The sequence below is a fragment of the Phaeobacter sp. CAU 1743 genome (assembly GCF_039839315.1).
In the GTDB taxonomy this organism is placed as follows: Bacteria; Pseudomonadota; Alphaproteobacteria; order Rhodobacterales; family Rhodobacteraceae; genus Phycobacter; species Phycobacter gallaeciensis_A.
The window spans coordinates 14,127-29,978 of record NZ_JBDOQR010000056.1; the positions used below are offsets into that span (position 1 = coordinate 14,127).

Genomic DNA, 15,852 nt, shown 5'->3' on the forward strand with positions numbered 1-15,852 from the left:
CATGCTCCACACCTATGAAACCGATGGCGCCAGGATCTACGCCGAAAGCTTTTCCACCATCCGGGCCGAGGCCGATCTGGGCCGCTTCACCCGCGATGAGGAAAGCGTCGCCGTACGCATGATCCATGCCGCCGGAATGGTGGGGCTCGAGGAGCATATCCGCTTTTCCCCCGGCATGGCCGAAACCGCCCGCGCGGCGCTGGCGGCGGGGGCGCCGATCCTCTGCGATGCCTATATGGTCAGCGAAGGCATCACCCGCCCGCGCCTGCCTGCAGAGAACGAAGTGATCTGCACCCTGCGCGATCCGAAGGTGCCGAACATGGCCAAGGAGCTGGGCAACACCCGCTCCGCCGTCGCGCTGGAGCTGTGGCGCCCAAAACTTGACGGTGCCGTGGTCGCCATCGGCAATGCCCCGACCGCGCTGTTTCATCTTCTCAACATGCTGAAGGATCCCACCTGCCCGCGCCCGGCTGCCATCATCGGCTGCCCGGTGGGTTTTGTGGGCGCCATGGAATCCAAGGAGGCGCTGATGCAGGACCTTCCCGTGCCGTCGATGATCGTGAAGGGCCGCCTTGGCGGATCGGCCATCACCGTGGCAGCCGTCAACGCGCTGGCCAGCTGGAAAGAATAACCATGGGCAAAGTTATCTGTGCAGGCCTCGGCCCCGGCGATCCGGACCTGATGAGTGTTAAGTCGCACCGCGCCATCACCGGCGCGCGCCACATCGCCTATTTCCGCAAGGCAGGCCGCAAGGGGCAGGCCCGCGCCATCGTGGAACATCTATTGCCCGACACGGTGCAGGAACATGCGATGGAATACCCGGTGACAACGGAGATCCATTTCTCAGATCCCGAATACAATCGCCTGCTGTCGGAATTCTACGATCAATGGGCCAACCGTCTGGAAGAGATCGCCCGGACCGACGACGTCGTTGTCCTCTGCGAAGGCGATCCTTTCCTCTATGGCTCCTTCATGCATCTGCACAGCCGCCTTCAAGCCCGCGCCGAGGTGGACATCATCCCCGGCATCACCGGCATGTCCGGCTGCTGGACCGCCACCGATCAGCCGATAACCTGGGGCGATGACGTGCTGACCGTCGCCATGGCCACGCTCAACGAGGAAGAGCTGACCGAGCGCGCACGCGGAACCGACGCGTTGGTGGTGATGAAAATTGGCCGCAACCTGCCCAAGCTGCGCCGCGCACTGCAGGCGGCGGGCAAGCTCGACGATGCTTGGCTGGTGGAACGCGGTACCATGCCGACACAGACAGTGCAAAAGCTGACAGAGGTGAGCGGCGAGGTGCCCTATTTCTCGATCGTGCTGGTGCATGGACAGGGGCGCCGCCCATGACGCAAGTGACAGAAACCGGATGGCTGGTCGTCGCGGGCCTTGGCCCCGGGGATGAGGCGTTGGTCACGCAAGAGGTGCGCGATGCCATCGACGCTGCAACAGATATCGTCGGCTATATCCCTTACGTGAAACGCATCGCGCCGCGCGACGGGCTGGTGCTGCATGCCTCGGACAACCGGGTCGAGGTGGACCGCGCCACCCATGCACTGGAGATGGCCGCCGCGGGACGCCGCGTTGTCGTCGTCTCCTCCGGCGATCCCGGTGTCTTTGCCATGGCCTCTGCCGTGTTCGAGGCGCTAGAGGCCGGGCCAAAGGACTGGTTGGAGCTTGAGATCCGTGTCTTGCCTGGCATTACCGCCATGCTGGCTGCCGCCGCGCAGATCGGCGCGCCCTTGGGGCATGATTTCGCGGCGATCAACCTTTCCGACAACCTCAAACCCTGGTCGCTGATCGAAACTCGCCTGCGCGCAGCGGGTGAAGCGGGCTTTGCCATGGCATTCTACAACCCGCGCTCCAAATCGCGCCCGCACCAGTTCGCCCGCGCGCTTGAGATCCTGCGCGCAGCCTGCGGAGAGGACACGCTGATCAGCTTTGCACGCGACGTCACCAAACCGACGCAGGAGATCACAACGGTTGCCCTGAAAGACGCGAGGCCGGAAATGGCGGACATGCGCACCATGGTGATCGTCGGCAACCGCGACACCCGGGCCATCGGGCGCCACGTCTACACGCCCCGCTACGCAGAAGGCTCGGCCAAGTGATCCGCGCTGCCAGACAGCCACGCCATGACCTCGGGGATAGAGGCAAGTGTCAGGCGCTGCGGCACCTTCGGGCGGGCGATCATGATCACCGGCAGCCCCAGGTCGCGCGCCGCCTGCAGTTTTGCCTCGGCGCCGGACCCGCCCGCGTTTTTGGAGACAACATGGGTAATGCCATGGGCCTGCATCAGCGCCCGGTCCCCCGCCACATCGAATGGTCCGCGTGCGATTTCGACGCTGGTGTCCGGCAGCGGCAGCGGTGCCTCTGGCGGGTCCACCAGCCGCAGCAGATAGTGGTTTCCGGGTTTGCCGGAAAAGGCCGCGATATTCTGCTTGCCGATCGCGAGAAACACCCGCGCGCCCTGATCCGGCAGCGCCGCGACCGCCTCTCCCAATCCGTCCACATGGACCCAGTGATCCCCGGGACCGGCCTGCCAAGGCGGGCGCTCCAGCGCACAAAGCCGGACACCGACCTGTTCGCAGGCCTGCGCCGCATTGCTGCTCATCTGCGCGGCAAAAGGATGGGTGGCGTCTACGACATCGGTCACGCCTTCGTCCCGCAGGTAGGCCTCCAGCCCGTCGATGCCGCCAAAGCCCCCGACGCGCAGGGGCAGCGGCTGGGTGACGGGGCGTGCCGTGCGGCCTGCGTAGGAAAACACCGCATCCAGCCCGGCCTCGGCCAATGCCTCGGCAAGGCGCGAAGCTTCGGTAGTGCCCCCAAGCAGCAGGATGCGCGTCATGTCTGATCCTCATGTGAAACAATGGCTGACCATTGTCGGCCTCGGCGACGATGGACCGGCAGGACTGACGAATGCAAGCCGGAAGGCGCTGGACGAGGCCGAGGTGATTTTTGGCGGCCCCCGCCATCTGGATCTGGTGCAGGCAGGTAATCGCGGCCAGCCTTGGCCGGTTCCGTTTTCCATCGATCCGGTGCTCGCTGCGCGCGGTCAACGCGCCGTGGTGCTGGCCTCGGGCGATCCCTTCTGGCACGGCGCGGGTGGATCGCTGGTGGCGCATCTCAGCCCGGATGAATGGGTATCGCACCCCGCCCCCTCCTGCTTTGCTCTGGCGGCGAATACCTTGGGTTGGAAACTGGAGGAGACACTCTGCCTTGGTCTTCATGCTGCCCCCTTCGCTCGGCTGACCCCTGTGCTGGCCGCCGGAAACAGGATCATCTGCACCCTGCGGGATGGCGACAGCCCCGCCGCGCTGGCCGATTGGCTGACCACGCAGGGATTCGGCCCAACAACGCTGAAGGTGATGGAGGCACTGGGCGGGCCCCGCGCCCAAGTGCACAGCAGTCGCGCAGATAACTTTGACCTGACCGGCATCGCCGCCCCCGTGGTGGCCGCGCTTCAGGTGGCGGGCAGCACGGGCCTGCCCCGCGCCAGCGGCTTGCCCGAGGATCTGTTCCAAAGCGACGGGCAGATCACCAAACGCCCTATCCGCGCCATGACCCTTTCGGCACTCGCACCGCGAGCCGGAGAGCTGCTCTGGGACATCGGTGGCGGCTCCGGATCTGTCTCGGTGGAATGGTGCCTTGCCGCGCCGTGCAACCGGGCGATCACGTTTGAGCCGCGGGAAGACCGCCTCATCAATATCCGAGCCAATGCCGAACGGTTCGGGATTGAACACCGCATGAAACCGGTTCTGGGCCGCGCGCCGGATGTGTTGGATGGACAGAAAAGACCCGATTGCATTTTCATCGGCGGCGGTGGCTCACAGGCGTTGCTGGATCATCTGTGGCAAGTGTTGCCCGAGGGCACTCGGATCGTCGCCAATGGCGTGACACTAGAGACCGAGACCCTGCTGATGCAGGCCCATGCCACACGCGGCGGGCATCTGATGAAGGTGGAACTGGCCGAAGCCGGGCCGCTTGGCTCCATGCGCGGCTGGGACCGCGCGCGTCCTGTCATCCAGTGGAGCGTCACGCGATGAAGGTCGCGGGTCTGGGATTTCGCAAAGCGGCGACCGTTGCCGACCTGCGCGCCGCCCTGGCGCTGACCGGGCATCAGCCCGATGCGCTCGCCTCACTCGCAGCAAAGGTGGAAAGCCCCGCCTTTCAAGCCCTTGCCGCCGAGTTGAACCTGCCGATGATCGCCCTGTCGGAAGAGGCGATTGCGGGCCTCGAAACGCCAACCATGTCGCCCCGTATCAAAACCCGGTTCGCAACCGGATCGCTGGCCGAAGCTGCTGCCCTCTGCGGCGCATGCCAGGGCCGCACCACAGCAACCGCCCGCCTTCTCGTTCCCCGCGTTGTCACCGCAGATGGCCTTGCCACTGCGGCCATTGCAGAAAGACTGACCTCATGACCGTTCACTTCATTGGCGCCGGACCCGGTGCTGCCGACCTGATCACCCTGCGTGGCCGCGACCTGATCGCCGCCTGCCCCGTCTGCCTCTATGCCGGCTCGCTGGTGCCCGAGGCGCTGCTACAGCACTGCCCGGAGGGCGCGCGGATCGTCAACACGGCCTCCCTGTCGCTGGATGAGATCATTGCCGAAATCGAGGCTGCGCATAAAGCCGGACAGGACGTGGCGCGGCTGCACTCCGGCGACCTCTCGGTCTGGTCCGCCATGGGCGAGCAACTGCGCCGTCTGCGCGATCTGGGTATTCCCTATGACGTAACCCCCGGCGTGCCCGCCTTTGCCGCAGGCGCCGCTGCGCTTGGCGCCGAGCTGACGCTGCCGGGCGTTGCGCAATCGCTGGTGCTGACGCGCACCTCGGGGCGGGCCTCCTCGATGCCTGCGGGCGAAACGCTGGAGAATTTCGCCCGCACCGGCGCGACGCTGGCCATTCACTTGTCGGTGCATGTGCTGGACGATGTGGTGGCGCGGCTCTCTCCGGCCTATGGCGACGATTGCCCCGTCGCCGTGGTCTGGCGCGCCACATGGCCGGATCAGAAGATCATCAAGGCCACCCTTGGAACGTTGATCGACGCCACCGAAGGCGCGCGGGGCCGCACTGCACTGATCCTCGTGGGCCGTACCCTTGGCGCCGAGCACTTCGACGAAAGCTGCCTTTACGCGCAGGACTATGACCGGCGTTACCGCCCGCAAAGCGCCGACAGCCAATGGGCGGATTGGAACGAAGGCGATGACTGAAACGGGCAAGACCGGATCCTTTCCGCCGGGTTTGATGATTTCGGCACCCGCCTCGGGCACGGGCAAGACCACTGTGATGCTGGGCCTGTTGCGCGCACTGGCCGAGGATGATCTTGCCGTGCAGCCCTTCAAAAGCGGACCGGATTATATCGATCCGGCCTTTCATCTGGCCGCAGCGGGGCGGGCCTCTTTCAACCTGGACACCTGGGCGATGGATGGCGGCCTTCTGGATGCGGTTGCGGAGCAGGCAAACGGCGCGCAGATCTGCATCGGGGAAGGCTCCATGGGGCTTTATGATGGCGTTGCCACGCGCGGCCAAAGCGGCTTTGGCTCTTCGGCGGAAACCGCAAAACGCATGGGCTGGCCGGTGGTGCTGGTCGTGGATGTAGGCGGTCAGGCGCAATCGGCAGCAGCCACCGCGCTGGGGTTTCGCGCCTATGATCCTGAGCTGCCCTTTGCCGGTGTGATCCTGAACCGGGTCGCCAGCCCGCGTCACGAAAGGCTGACCCGCCTCGGGATGGAGCGTGCGGGCATTCCCGTGCTTGGCTCCCTGCCCCGTCGTGGCGACCTGACCCTGCCCGAACGCCACCTTGGCCTCATTCAGGCGGTCGAACACCCGGATCTGGAAGCCGCGATCGCGGGCTATGCCGCCTTCCTGCGTGAAAACGTGGATCTGGAGGCGATCAAATCCGCCGCCCGCGCCGGGGCGGCGCCCGCTTCAGAAACTCTGCCGAATCCGCCTGCCCAGCGCATCGCACTGGCGCGGGATGCGGCGTTTTCCTTCACCTACCCGCATCTTCTGGAAGGCTGGCGGGCAGCAGGGGCCGAGATCATTCCCTTCTCCCCTCTCGCCGATGAAGCCCCGGCCCCGGATGCCGATCTGATCTGGCTCCCCGGTGGATACCCCGAACTGCACGGCGGTAGGCTGGCGGCGGCCGAAACCTTCCGCGCGGCTTTGTGCAAACACGCCGAGACCCGCCCCGTTCATGGCGAGTGCGGCGGATACATGGCCCTTGGTGAAGCCCTGATCGACAAGGACGGCAACCGTCACCGGATGGCCGGGCTTCTTGGGCTTGTTACCTCATATGAAAAGCGGAAATTCCACCTCGGCTACCGCCGCGCCGTGCTGCAGGCGGCGATGCCGGGATTTGCCGCAGGCGGCGCCTTGCGCGGGCATGAGTTCCACTATTCGACTATTCTGGATGAACCGGACGCCCCGCTGGCCCGGGTGATGGACGCAGACGGCAACCCGGTGCCGGAAACCGGCTCGATACGCGGCCATGTGACCGGCACCTTCTTCCACCTGATCACCGGAGAGCAATCATGAGCGGTTTTGTCAGTTTCGTCTCCTCCGGCCCCGGCGACCCTGAACTGTTGACCGTCAAGGCTGTGAAACGGCTGGGGGCAGCCGATGCGGTGCTGTTCGACGATCTGTCCTCGGGGCCGATCCTAACCCATGCCCGCACGGACGCCGATCTGGTCGGGGTGGGTAAACGCGCAGGCCGCCCCTCCCCCCGGCAGGATCACGTCAGCCAGCTCTTGGTCGAATACGCCGCGACCGGGGCCCATGTGGTGCGGCTGAAATCCGGGGATTCCGGCGTCTTTGGCCGTCTGGAAGAGGAAATCTCCGCGCTGCGGCAGGCAGGCATCGGGTTCGAGATCGTGCCCGGCGTCACCGCGGCCTCGGCAGCTGCTGCGGCCGCCAATATCCCGCTGACGCGGCGCCTGACCGCGCGGCGGCTGCAGTTCATCACCGGCCATGACGTGACCGGCGGCCTGCCCGAAGGGCTGAATATGGCCGCCCTCGCCGATCCCGAAGCCACGACTGTTGTCTACATGGGGAAACGCACCTTTGCAGCGCTCGCCGAACGGCTGCTGGAGGCCGGGCTGCCGCCCGAGACGCACGCGTTGATTGCGCTGGGGGTTTCGACGCCGGATCAATCGCTCTCCTGCCACACGGTCAGGGAACTCCCCGAGGTTCTGCGCGCGATGGAGACCAAGGCGCCGGTGCTGATCCTCTATGGTCCCCTGGCCGATGAGGACCTGCCCCGCTGATCGCCCATATGCCGCAATTGAAACACAGATGACGCGCCAGACTCGTTGACAGCTTTGTAAGCGCTGTGTCATCTCTGAAAGACCAAAGGTTCCGACGGGTCCAAGACCCAAGGATGAAAAGGGAACACGGTGAGGTGTAGCCATCAGGCGCCAAATCCGTGACTGCCCCCGCAACTGTGAGCGGAGAGCCACCGGGCATAGCCACTGGTCCCTATCAGGACTGGGAAGGCCTCGGACCGGCATCGACCCGCGAGTCAGGAGACCTGCCGTTGGAAGACGTGGCCAGCATGGCCCAACCATAACCTATGTAATGCCGCCGGGTGAGGCGGCAAGGAGACAGAACATGCATATCGAACCCGGAATCGTAAACGGCGTCAAAATCGCCCTGTCCTATGCCACCGCCGCTGGCGCCATGGGCTTTGCTGCGAAAAAGACGATGGAAGATCTGGCCGCCTCCGGCATCGCATCCTTTGCGGCGCGTTCGGCCATTGCGACTGTCGGCGTCTTCACCTTCTTCGAAGTGCTGCCGCATTTCCCTGTGGGCGTTTCCGAGGTTCACTTCATCCTCGGCTCGACCCTGTTCCTGCTGCTGGGCGCTGCACCTGCTGCCTTCGGTCTGGCGATGGGACTTCTGATCCAGGGCGTGTTCTTTGCCCCGATCGATCTGCCGCAGTATTTCATCAACCTGACCACGCTCCTGGTGCCGCTGTTCGCGATGAAGGAACTGGCCAAGCGGATCATCGCTCCGAACACTGCCTATGTTGATCTGAAGTATTCTCAGGCGCTGGCGCTGTCGACCGCCTATCAGGCAGGCGTTGTCGGCTGGGTCGCTTTCTGGGCCTTCTACGGTCAGGGCATTGGCGCCGAAACCATGGCTTCGGTCTTTACCTTTGGTGCAGCTTACATGACCGTCATCCTGATCGAACCGCTGGCCGATCTGGCCGTTCTGGCCGCCGCCAAAAGCCTGCGCGGACTTGAGCGCAGCGGTCTGGTCACGCCCCGCCTTTATGCGGCTGCGTAAGCCTTTCGCCGACATCTGAAGTTTCACATAGCGCGGCCCCGTTTCGGGGCCGTGTTTCTTTTCCAAAGGCGCCTGACATGATTGATCTCACCCTTGTTGGCATTGGCACCGGCAATCCCCAGCATCTGACCCTGCAGGCGGTCGAAGCCCTGAACGGGCTGGATCTAATCCTCATCCCCAACAAGGGCGCCGGCAAGGACGATCTGGCCGGTCTGCGCCGCGACATCTGCAACCGGATGATCAAATCGCCGGGGCCAGAGATCGTCGAATTCGACCTGCCACAACGCGATCCCGCGACACCAAGCTACCGGCAGCGGGTGGACGACTGGCACGATGCCATTGCCGAGGTCTGGCAAGAGACCATCGATCAGCACCTGCCCCGGGGCGGCAAGGTCGGCTTTCTGGTCTGGGGCGATCCATCCCTTTACGACAGCACCATGCGCATCGCCGCGCGGCTGCAGGCCCGGACCGAGGTTTCCCTGCGCGTCATTCCCGGCATCACCTCGATCCAGGCGCTGACGGCCAGCCATGCCATCCCCCTCAATGAGATCGGCGCTCCCGTCACCATCACCACTGGCCGCCAGCTGCGTGAGACGGGCTGGCCAGACAGTGCCGATACGCTTGTCATCATGCTGGACGGCGACTGCAGTTTTCAGTCCATAGCCCCCGAAGGCGTTCAGATCTGGTGGTCCGCCTATGCCGGAATGGAGAATGAAATCTCCATCTCCGGCGCGCTGCGCGAAACTGCGGATGAGATCATCGAGACCCGTGCCAAAGCGCGCGCGGAGCATGGCTGGATCATGGATATCTACATCCTGCGCCGCCCCGCGCGGGCCTGATCAACTGCCCTATTTCAGCGCGCTGACGATACCCTCACAGGCCTGCACGGCATCCAGCCCAAAGGCCGGAATCAGATAGTCAGGCCAGCTCGACAGTTTCACGATCACCACATCGGCGCTGCGGTCGATAAAGATCAGCTGCCCGAACACGCCCCGGGCCATGAACACGCCGCGCCGGGGGTCGTGCACCCACCAGAACCGCCGATAGGCGCCTTGCGGTGACAGCACGTCATAGGGCGCGCCGAATTTTGAGGGGTCCGCGCCCGCGCAAATGCCATCAATCCAAGCTTCGGGTACGATCTGGTGACCGTGGGCCCGGCCGCCATTCAGCACCATGTGTCCGAACCGGGCATAGTCCCGCAGGCTCGCGTTGAAACCGCCATCGGCCAGCGCGGTGCCCGCATCATCCACAGTAAAGAACCCATCCTGTTCGCAGCCAAGCCTGCGCCAGATCCGATCGGACAGGAGCACGGACAGATCCGTACCGCTGACCCGTTCCAGCGCCCAGGCGATGACATCGGTTTCAATCGAACGGTAGGAAAAGCTCAGCCCATGCGCCCGTTCCTGCGGCAGGGAGAGGATCACATCGCGTATGGTCGGCTTGATCTCCCCGTCCCGTACCGGGCGCCAGCCCGAGGCGATATCGACCCGGGTCATGTCGCTGCCCGGCAGCCCGTAGTCCTCAGAGAACCGCGCACCGGACAGCATGTCCAGCGCCTGATCCACTGTACAGCCTGCATAGCCGGTGCCTGCCAGTTCCGGCACGATCTCCTCCAGAGGGGCAGCCAGATCCAGAAGCCCCTCACCATGCAGGATCCCGGCGAGGATGCCGATCACGGATTTGGAGACCGACTGCCCCAGATGCGCCGCCTCGGCGTGAAAATCATTGGCGTAGAACTCGCTGACGATGGCGCCGCTTTTCAGCACCAGAAACCCGTCGGTGTAGCTTTGCCACAGCCAATCGCCGACCGACTGGCGGCTGCCTTCGCTGGTGGCAAAACAGACCTCTGACAGATCCTGCAGCGCCGTTGGCAGCGGCACAGCCGCGCCGGGTCCGCTGCGCACATCCGCCGTGGGAAACAGGCGCCGCATGTTCTGGAAGGACCAGCGATTGAAGGGCGCCAGATCCCAGTTTTCCAGCGTCGGCCGTTTTTCCGGCGGCGGTGGGAAACCCTGCATGATGCCGATTTCCCGCGCCGTTTTCGGCTTCAGACTGTCTGCTGTCCGGTGCATTGGGCACGCTCCCGCATGGCAGCCCAGCGCCTGGACTGCGGTCAAAATTCCGGTGATGGCCGCGTGGGCCACCACCCTTCTGTTTGGCTGAGTTACTGCTTCAGGCGGGTCCAGACCTTGTTGTACATCGCCACAACATCCTGATCGCAGGGTTTGACGAAGTCCGGCACCGGGGCGCCTTCAGGCATCACGATCTCCGGCGCCTCCAGCATTTCTGCGTCCATGAATTCCTCGGAGCCGATGACGCCGTTGGCATAGCGGGCAAAGTTGGAGGTCATCGCCGCGTTTTCAGGCTCCATCATGAAATTCACGAACAGCTTGGCGTTCTCCATGTTGGGGGCATCCGCCAGCACCGCGACGTTGTCCATCCAGCCGGTGAAACCTTCCTTAGGATAGGCGTATTTCAGCGTCGGGCGATCTGCGCGGGCGCGCATCGCGGCGCCGTTCCAGCTTTGCGACAGGTCGACATCCTTCGAGGTCAGCTTTTCGATCACCGCGTAATCCATGGTGCGCCAGTCTTCCTTGGCCTTGAGCAAGAGTGCCAGCAGCTCTTTCATCTGGGCGGGGTCGGAATTGCAGCGCGGGTAATCAAGATAGCGCAGTCCGGCGTTGATCACATCGTTCATGTCGTTGAGCATATTGATGCGGCCCTTCAGCTCTTCGGGCGGGTTGAACACGACCTCAAGCGTGTCGATGTCACCGCCGTAGACCGCACTGTCGACGGTAAAACTGGTGGTACCCCACTGATAGGGTACTGAGTATTTGCGGCCCGGATCCCAGTAGACATCGACCCAGTTCGGATCGAGGTTCTTGAAGTTCTCCATCTCGGAGGCGTTAATTTCGGCCAGCAGCCCCTCGCCCACCATGATGGCGACCATATAGTCGCCGGGGACCACGATGTCGTACCCGCTGCCGCCTTCCTTGACCTTGGCCAGCATGGTCTCATTGCTGTCATAGCCATCCAGCGTGACCTCGATGTCATACTGCTTTTCGAATTTCTCGATCATCTCGGGGTTGGTGTAATTGCCCCAGTTGTAGATGTTCAGCGTGCCTTCAGCGTTAGCTGCAGCCGCACTGAGGGCGATGACGGAGGTAAGCCCCGCCTTAAGGATCGTCAGTTTCATGGATCTTCCTCTTGTTGGTTGGTGGGTCCCGTCTGGTGCGGGCTTCTGGTTATTTTCGTTTGCGTTGCAGGGCGAAGGTCAGCGCGACCATGGCCACGGTCAGCAGGATCAGAATGGTGGAGACCGCGTTGACCTCGGGCGTCACGCCGCGCCGGATCTGGCCCAGGATGTAGATCGGCAGGGTGGTTTCCCCGGGACCGGCGATCAGCAGGGTGATGATCACGTCATCCAGCGAGACCACGAAGGCCAGCATTGCACCGGCCAGAATGCCCGGCATCAGCAGCGGCAGGGTGACATGGCGGAAGGTCTGCCAGGGCGTTGCATAAAGATCGGCGGCGGCGGTCTCGAAGGTTTCGGACATATCGGCAAGACGGGCGCGCACCGGGATAAAGGCAAAGGGAATACAGAACACCGTATGCGCCAGGATGAGCCAGCCCAGCCCGGTGATCCCTGTCAGCTGCCGCAGGATCGAAAAGAACGACAGGGTGGCAATGGCGGTGACGATTTCCGGGATCATCAGCGGCTGATTGATCAGCGCAATCGCCGCTGCGCGCCCGCGATAATTCCCGCCTCGCGTTGTCGCCAGCGCCGCCATCGTTGCAACGACCGTGGCGATGGTGGTGGCCGTCAGTGCCACCCGGATCGAAATCCAGGCCGCGTTGCGGATGTCGTCATTCTCCAGCGCCTTGGCGTACCACTTGAGGCTCGCCTCGGTCCAGACGACGACCGAGCGGTTGTCGTTGAAAGAGAACAGGACCAGCACGGCGATCGGCGCATAAAGCAGCAGCAGAACCAGCCATGAAAGCGCCGTGAACAGGGGCTGACGCCGCAACTCATGCGTCTCGCTGTTGCGCCACGGCATGCCAAGCCTCTTGCGGGCCAGATCATCCATGGGCCTTCTCCTTCTCGGCGCCTGCCCGGAGCGATACCAGAAGCGCGATCAGCACTACCGACATCAGGATCAGCGCCGCCGCCGAACCGAAGGGCCAGTTGCGCCCGGATCCGAACTGCATGGCAATCAGGTTGCCGATCATCAGCTTCTTACCACCGCCCAACAGCTCGGGCGTGATATAGGCGCCCAGCGCGGGGATCAGCACCAGCGCGCATCCGGCCACAATACCCGGGCGGCTGATCGGAATGACGATATGGCGGAACACCTGCACGCGGGAGGCATAAAGGTCGTGTCCCGCCTCCAGCAGGGAAAAGTCGAACTTCTCCAGCGAGGCATAGATCGGCAGGATCATGAAGGGCAGATAGCTGTAGACCAGCCCGGCCAAGACCGCCCCATCGGTATAAAGCATCTCGATGGGCGCGCTGATCAGCCCCAGTTTCATCAGCGCAAGGTTCAAAAACCCTTCGTCGCGCACGATCAGCAGCATGGAATAGGTACGGATCAGAAGGTTGGTCCAGAACGGCAGGGTAATGGCAAAAAGCCAGAGATTGCGCTGTTCGGGTGGGCGGGCCGCGATGAAATAAGCCACCGGAAAGCCGAGGATCAAAGTGCCGATCATCGCGCATAGCGCCAGCCCGAAAGAGCGGCCAAAGATCTGCAGATAGGCGCTGTTGAAACTCAGCGTGTCATCAAAAATGTCGCGCTCGAACAGGAACTGTACATAGGCATCGGTCGAGAACACCCATTCGACGCCGCCATAGGTACCCGGCTCCAGCAAGGAATAGACCAGCGCGATCGACAGGGGCGCCAGACCAAACACACCGATGATCACGAGCGCAGGCAAGAGCAGGAACAACCGAACCCGCCGGACTGTCCGGCTACGAGCCGCAACGGCCTGCTGCAAATTCTGCGCCGTGGGCGAAGTTTGTTGCATCCCCTGCCCCATCAGTCTGCCAGCACATGCAGCATGGAGGTCTCCGGGATCAGCCCGATCTCGCTGCCCGCCGGGCTGGGCTCTGCCACCTGCACCTGAATCTCGGTGCCGTTCTGAAGCCGCACCAGCATTTGCGAACCGGCTCCGAAATAACTGCTGTCAAGCACGGTTCCGCGCAGCACAGCCGCCACATCGGACGCGGCGCAAACGGTAAGGGTTTCGGGGCGCAACGCCACGTGAACCACGCCGGGCGACAAGGTGGTGCTGGCCGCATTGGCAAGCACAGGCTCCCCGCCGAAAAAGCTGATCCGCGCCTGCCCCCCGTCATAGCCAAGGAGGTCCGCCGCCACGATATTGGTGTCGCCGATGAAATCCGCGACGAACCGGCTTTGCGGCGCGGTGTAGATCTGCTGCGGGGTGCCCACCTGCTGCACGCGGCCTGCGGACATGACCGCGATCTGATCGGACATCGCCAGCGCTTCGCCCTGATCATGGGTGACAAAAACAAAGGTGATACCGGTTTCGCTTTGCAGGCGCTTCAGCTCGCTTTGCATGCCCTTGCGCAGCTTCAGATCCAGCGCCGACAGCGGCTCATCCAGCAGCAGCACCTTGGGACGCGGCGCGAGCGCGCGCGCCAGCGCCACCCGCTGCTGCTGCCCGCCAGACAGCTGGTCCACCCGGCGTACGGCGAACTCGCCCATTTGCACCAGATTCAGCATGTCATCGATGGTGGCAGCGATTTCCGCCTTCGGGCGGTTCAGCATTTCCAACCCGAACCCGATATTGCGAGCCACGGTCATATGCGGAAACAAGGCGTAATTCTGGAACACGGTGTTCACCGGACGCTTGTGCGGCGGCAGATGGCCGATCTCCTGCCCATCCAGTGCGATCTCGCCTTCGCTGGGCAGTTCAAACCCGGCAATCAGCCGCAGCAGCGTGGTCTTGCCGCAGCCCGATGGTCCCAACAGGGTGAAAAAGCTGCCCTCCGGCACATCCAGCGACACGGTTTCAAGCGCCGTCACAGCAGAGGCGCCGATGCCGAACCGTTTTGTCACTTCTCTCACGTTGATCATAATCTGTTCCGGCACGTTCCTGTTGGCAGTCTGTCCGGTCAGACTAAAGCCCCAAATGCAATGGGGAAATACCTCCAGGAGGGGGTGTCGGCCCTACCCCCAAAGGGGTAGGCACACATCAGGTCACCGATTGCAGAAAGATCGAAAACAAGGCGGATTGCGAGGAAATCCCCAATTTTCGGTAGATGTTCTTGCGGTGCACCTTCACCGTTGCGGGCGACAGATCCAGCAACAGCGCAATCGACTGGCTGGAATGCCCGCGCAGCAGATGCTGTACGATCTCAATTTCGCGGCAGGTCAATCCTTCGCAGACCTGCTCGATCATGCTCTCAAGGCTGACGCTGCCGCTCGACGCCTCGCCGCTGCTCTGCGGACGCCGGTGAAAATGCTGCTCGCACAAGGCCGAGATCACCGGATGTATATTGCGCAGCCGTGCCAGATCCCGCTTGGAAAACCGCATCTCCCCCGTCAGCCGCCCGAGGGAGAGGAACAAGGTGCTCTCCGGCAGGGTGACGAACACCGCCATCTCGTCCTTCAGCCGCACGGACCGGTAATAGATGCTGAAATAATCGGTCTGGGAAAACCGATCCGGCGCCACCTGATCCAGCACCATGACCGGATCATATTTGCCGCTGATGTAACTCACCACAAAGGGATCCAGCAGCCAGGCCCGGTCCAGCCAGCGGTCCACCACGACCGAGCGCCGCTCCTGCCGCACATTGTCGTAGATATGTTCGGGCAGCCTGCTGGGGCTGAGCCGACTGACAAAGGCCCCGCGAAACGGCGTTGCTATGCGCATGAAATCCAACAACGCGGGCAGGAAATCCGGCGTTCCGATGGACCGGATCGCGCTGGCGAGTTCATCGGACGTGGCTGCGGATTGGGTCATCTCTACCGATCTGGCTCTTTGTGGCAGGTTTATCCGGGCAGCGTTTTACAGCCACTCCCGGAGCAGTCTGCCCTGTTATAGGGCGCCCCGTCCACACTGACGATGAGACCTTCGGCCACTGCACCGGGCGCAGCCAGTGCGGTGCCGGGAATGCGCGCATAAAAACAGATCGATGCCGCGTTCCGGCGCACTTCCGTGCGCAATGCGGTCCCAAAAACGCTTGTACATGCGTGAAAATCTGCATACGAAACATGGTGTTGAAACGCGCTGTTTGAGGTTGGTCTGGGGGTCGCTCTGTTCAGGCCCCAAAGCCCGCTTCACACTCGGCGCCGGATGCGGGCGTGATGGAATGGTAGACATATCAGACTTAAAATCTGAAGGGCGTATGCCCGTGTGGGTTCGAGTCCCACCGCCCGCACCAAAAATCCGCAATTTGCAAAAGTTACGCCAAATATTTAGGGTCTGTGGACATTCATCGTGAGGCGATGATGGCAGCCGCGAGATGCCAATTGGCGGCGTAGCTGGACGTTGTCTTTTCGTAGCGGGTCGCTATGGCTCTGAATTCCTTGATCTTTGCGAAG

General features: G+C 63.1%; 17 protein-coding genes, 1 tRNA gene, 1 pseudogene and 1 riboswitch. Of the genes and pseudogenes, 11 read left to right on the plus strand and 8 right to left on the minus strand.

Annotation, left to right across the window (positions count from 1 at the left end; translation table 11 throughout):
* The first annotated feature begins 1 nt into the window (after position 1).
* Genes AAFO90_RS18550 through cobJ form a run of 3 tightly spaced genes read left to right on the plus strand, consistent with a single transcriptional unit; the run spans position 2 to position 2,111 of the window.
* Positions 2 to 631: a precorrin-8X methylmutase gene (locus AAFO90_RS18550; protein WP_347510326.1), complete on the plus strand. Its 630-nt coding sequence runs from the start codon at positions 2 to 4 to the stop codon at positions 629 to 631.
* A gap of 2 nt (positions 632 to 633) precedes the next feature.
* Positions 634 to 1,350, plus strand: coding sequence for a precorrin-2 C(20)-methyltransferase (gene cobI / locus AAFO90_RS18555; RefSeq protein ID WP_347510327.1), 717 nt, complete (start codon positions 634 to 636; stop codon positions 1,348 to 1,350).
* The gene (gene cobJ, locus AAFO90_RS18560; RefSeq protein WP_347510328.1) at positions 1,347 to 2,111 is read left to right on the plus strand and encodes a precorrin-3B C(17)-methyltransferase; all 765 of its coding nucleotides are present in this window, start codon (positions 1,347 to 1,349) and stop codon (positions 2,109 to 2,111) included. Before cobI ends, cobJ begins: the two co-directional genes overlap by 4 nt.
* Here the strand turns inward: cobJ and AAFO90_RS18565 are convergent.
* Positions 2,087 to 2,848, minus strand: coding sequence for a cobalt-precorrin-6A reductase (locus tag AAFO90_RS18565; RefSeq protein WP_347510329.1), 762 nt, complete (start codon positions 2,846 to 2,848; stop codon positions 2,087 to 2,089). The genes cobJ and AAFO90_RS18565 overlap by 25 nt on opposite strands.
* Between AAFO90_RS18565 and cbiE the strand changes: the two genes are divergently transcribed.
* The 7 genes from cbiE (at position 2,847) to cobF (ending at position 9,126) form a co-directional block, all read left to right on the plus strand.
* On the plus strand, positions 2,847 to 4,046 hold the full coding sequence (gene cbiE, locus AAFO90_RS18570) for a precorrin-6y C5,15-methyltransferase (decarboxylating) subunit CbiE (protein WP_347510330.1): 1,200 nt from the start codon (positions 2,847 to 2,849) through the stop codon (positions 4,044 to 4,046). The two genes, AAFO90_RS18565 and cbiE, sit on opposite strands and share 2 nt — an antisense overlap.
* Positions 4,043 to 4,420 carry a cobalamin biosynthesis protein gene (locus AAFO90_RS18575; protein ID WP_347510331.1) on the plus strand — a complete coding sequence of 126 codons (378 nt, stop codon included), beginning with the start codon at positions 4,043 to 4,045 and terminating at the stop codon, positions 4,418 to 4,420. The genes cbiE and AAFO90_RS18575 overlap by 4 nt, the downstream gene beginning before the upstream one ends.
* Complete coding sequence (gene cobM / locus AAFO90_RS18580) at positions 4,417 to 5,211, plus strand: precorrin-4 C(11)-methyltransferase (RefSeq protein WP_347510332.1); 795 nt, start codon at positions 4,417 to 4,419, stop codon at positions 5,209 to 5,211. The genes AAFO90_RS18575 and cobM overlap by 4 nt, the downstream gene beginning before the upstream one ends.
* Positions 5,204 to 6,538, plus strand: coding sequence for a cobyrinate a,c-diamide synthase (locus tag AAFO90_RS18585; RefSeq protein WP_347510333.1), 1,335 nt, complete (start codon positions 5,204 to 5,206; stop codon positions 6,536 to 6,538). Before cobM ends, AAFO90_RS18585 begins: the two co-directional genes overlap by 8 nt.
* The gene (cobA, locus tag AAFO90_RS18590; protein ID WP_347510334.1) at positions 6,535 to 7,266 is read left to right on the plus strand and encodes a uroporphyrinogen-III C-methyltransferase; all 732 of its coding nucleotides are present in this window, start codon (positions 6,535 to 6,537) and stop codon (positions 7,264 to 7,266) included. Before AAFO90_RS18585 ends, cobA begins: the two co-directional genes overlap by 4 nt.
* Before the next feature lie 69 nt (positions 7,267 to 7,335).
* Positions 7,336 to 7,552: riboswitch (cobalamin riboswitch) on the plus strand.
* A gap of 57 nt (positions 7,553 to 7,609) precedes the next feature.
* Positions 7,610 to 8,287: an energy-coupling factor ABC transporter permease gene (locus AAFO90_RS18595; RefSeq protein ID WP_065271157.1), complete on the plus strand. Its 678-nt coding sequence runs from the start codon at positions 7,610 to 7,612 to the stop codon at positions 8,285 to 8,287.
* Between the two features lie 77 nt (positions 8,288 to 8,364).
* The gene (gene cobF / locus AAFO90_RS18600) at positions 8,365 to 9,126 is read left to right on the plus strand and encodes a precorrin-6A synthase (deacetylating) (RefSeq protein WP_347510335.1); all 762 of its coding nucleotides are present in this window, start codon (positions 8,365 to 8,367) and stop codon (positions 9,124 to 9,126) included.
* Positions 9,127 to 9,135: 9 nt separating this feature from the next.
* Here the strand turns inward: cobF and AAFO90_RS18605 are convergent, their stop codons facing one another.
* The 6 genes from AAFO90_RS18605 to AAFO90_RS18630 form a co-directional block, all read right to left on the minus strand.
* Positions 9,136 to 10,359: a serine hydrolase gene (locus AAFO90_RS18605; RefSeq protein ID WP_347510336.1), complete on the minus strand. Its 1,224-nt coding sequence runs from the start codon at positions 10,357 to 10,359 to the stop codon at positions 9,136 to 9,138.
* Between the two features lie 92 nt (positions 10,360 to 10,451).
* Positions 10,452 to 11,483: an extracellular solute-binding protein gene (locus AAFO90_RS18610; RefSeq protein WP_274837411.1), complete on the minus strand. Its 1,032-nt coding sequence runs from the start codon at positions 11,481 to 11,483 to the stop codon at positions 10,452 to 10,454.
* A gap of 49 nt (positions 11,484 to 11,532) precedes the next feature.
* Positions 11,533 to 12,345 carry an ABC transporter permease gene (locus AAFO90_RS18615; protein ID WP_347510340.1) on the minus strand — a complete coding sequence of 271 codons (813 nt, stop codon included), beginning with the start codon at positions 12,343 to 12,345 and terminating at the stop codon, positions 11,533 to 11,535.
* Between the two features lie 22 nt (positions 12,346 to 12,367).
* Complete coding sequence (locus AAFO90_RS18620; RefSeq protein ID WP_274829588.1) at positions 12,368 to 13,309, minus strand: ABC transporter permease; 942 nt, start codon at positions 13,307 to 13,309, stop codon at positions 12,368 to 12,370.
* 11 nt (positions 13,310 to 13,320) lie between these two features.
* Positions 13,321 to 14,382, minus strand: coding sequence for an ABC transporter ATP-binding protein (locus AAFO90_RS18625; RefSeq protein WP_347510337.1), 1,062 nt, complete (start codon positions 14,380 to 14,382; stop codon positions 13,321 to 13,323).
* Between the two features lie 118 nt (positions 14,383 to 14,500).
* The gene (locus tag AAFO90_RS18630; RefSeq protein WP_347510338.1) at positions 14,501 to 15,271 is read right to left on the minus strand and encodes a LuxR C-terminal-related transcriptional regulator; all 771 of its coding nucleotides are present in this window, start codon (positions 15,269 to 15,271) and stop codon (positions 14,501 to 14,503) included.
* A 335-nt stretch (positions 15,272 to 15,606) separates the two neighbouring features.
* Between AAFO90_RS18630 and AAFO90_RS18635 the strand changes: the two genes are divergently transcribed.
* Positions 15,607 to 15,692, plus strand: a tRNA-Leu gene (locus AAFO90_RS18635).
* 51 nt (positions 15,693 to 15,743) lie between these two features.
* Here the strand turns inward: AAFO90_RS18635 and AAFO90_RS18640 are convergent.
* Positions 15,744 to 15,852: pseudogene (locus tag AAFO90_RS18640) on the minus strand (IS5/IS1182 family transposase); the annotation flags it as partial.

What these genes read in the sequence shown, in the direction of transcription:
- AAFO90_RS18615 (WP_347510340.1), bottom strand. Translation starts at nt 12,345, where the DNA reads ATGCCGTGGCGCAACAGCGAGACGCATGAGTTGCGGCGTCAGCCCCTG.
- AAFO90_RS18630 (WP_347510338.1), bottom strand. Translation starts at nt 15,271, where the DNA reads ATGACCCAATCCGCAGCCACGTCCGATGAACTCGCCAGCGCGATCCGG.
- AAFO90_RS18565 (WP_347510329.1), bottom strand. Translation starts at nt 2,848, where the DNA reads ATGACGCGCATCCTGCTGCTTGGGGGCACTACCGAAGCTTCGCGCCTT.
- cobI (WP_347510327.1), top strand. Translation starts at nt 634, where the DNA reads ATGGGCAAAGTTATCTGTGCAGGCCTCGGCCCCGGCGATCCGGACCTG.
- AAFO90_RS18610 (WP_274837411.1), bottom strand. Translation starts at nt 11,483, where the DNA reads ATGAAACTGACGATCCTTAAGGCGGGGCTTACCTCCGTCATCGCCCTC.
- AAFO90_RS18585 (WP_347510333.1), top strand. Translation starts at nt 5,204, where the DNA reads ATGACTGAAACGGGCAAGACCGGATCCTTTCCGCCGGGTTTGATGATT.
- cobA (WP_347510334.1), top strand. Translation starts at nt 6,535, where the DNA reads ATGAGCGGTTTTGTCAGTTTCGTCTCCTCCGGCCCCGGCGACCCTGAA.
- cobM (WP_347510332.1), top strand. Translation starts at nt 4,417, where the DNA reads ATGACCGTTCACTTCATTGGCGCCGGACCCGGTGCTGCCGACCTGATC.
- cobJ (WP_347510328.1), top strand. Translation starts at nt 1,347, where the DNA reads ATGACGCAAGTGACAGAAACCGGATGGCTGGTCGTCGCGGGCCTTGGC.
- AAFO90_RS18595 (WP_065271157.1), top strand. Translation starts at nt 7,610, where the DNA reads ATGCATATCGAACCCGGAATCGTAAACGGCGTCAAAATCGCCCTGTCC.
- AAFO90_RS18620 (WP_274829588.1), bottom strand. Translation starts at nt 13,309, where the DNA reads ATGCAACAAACTTCGCCCACGGCGCAGAATTTGCAGCAGGCCGTTGCG.
- cobF (WP_347510335.1), top strand. Translation starts at nt 8,365, where the DNA reads ATGATTGATCTCACCCTTGTTGGCATTGGCACCGGCAATCCCCAGCAT.
- AAFO90_RS18625 (WP_347510337.1), bottom strand. Translation starts at nt 14,382, where the DNA reads ATGATCAACGTGAGAGAAGTGACAAAACGGTTCGGCATCGGCGCCTCT.
- AAFO90_RS18550 (WP_347510326.1), top strand. Translation starts at nt 2, where the DNA reads ATGCTCCACACCTATGAAACCGATGGCGCCAGGATCTACGCCGAAAGC.
- AAFO90_RS18605 (WP_347510336.1), bottom strand. Translation starts at nt 10,359, where the DNA reads ATGCACCGGACAGCAGACAGTCTGAAGCCGAAAACGGCGCGGGAAATC.
- AAFO90_RS18575 (WP_347510331.1), top strand. Translation starts at nt 4,043, where the DNA reads ATGAAGGTCGCGGGTCTGGGATTTCGCAAAGCGGCGACCGTTGCCGAC.
- cbiE (WP_347510330.1), top strand. Translation starts at nt 2,847, where the DNA reads ATGTCTGATCCTCATGTGAAACAATGGCTGACCATTGTCGGCCTCGGC.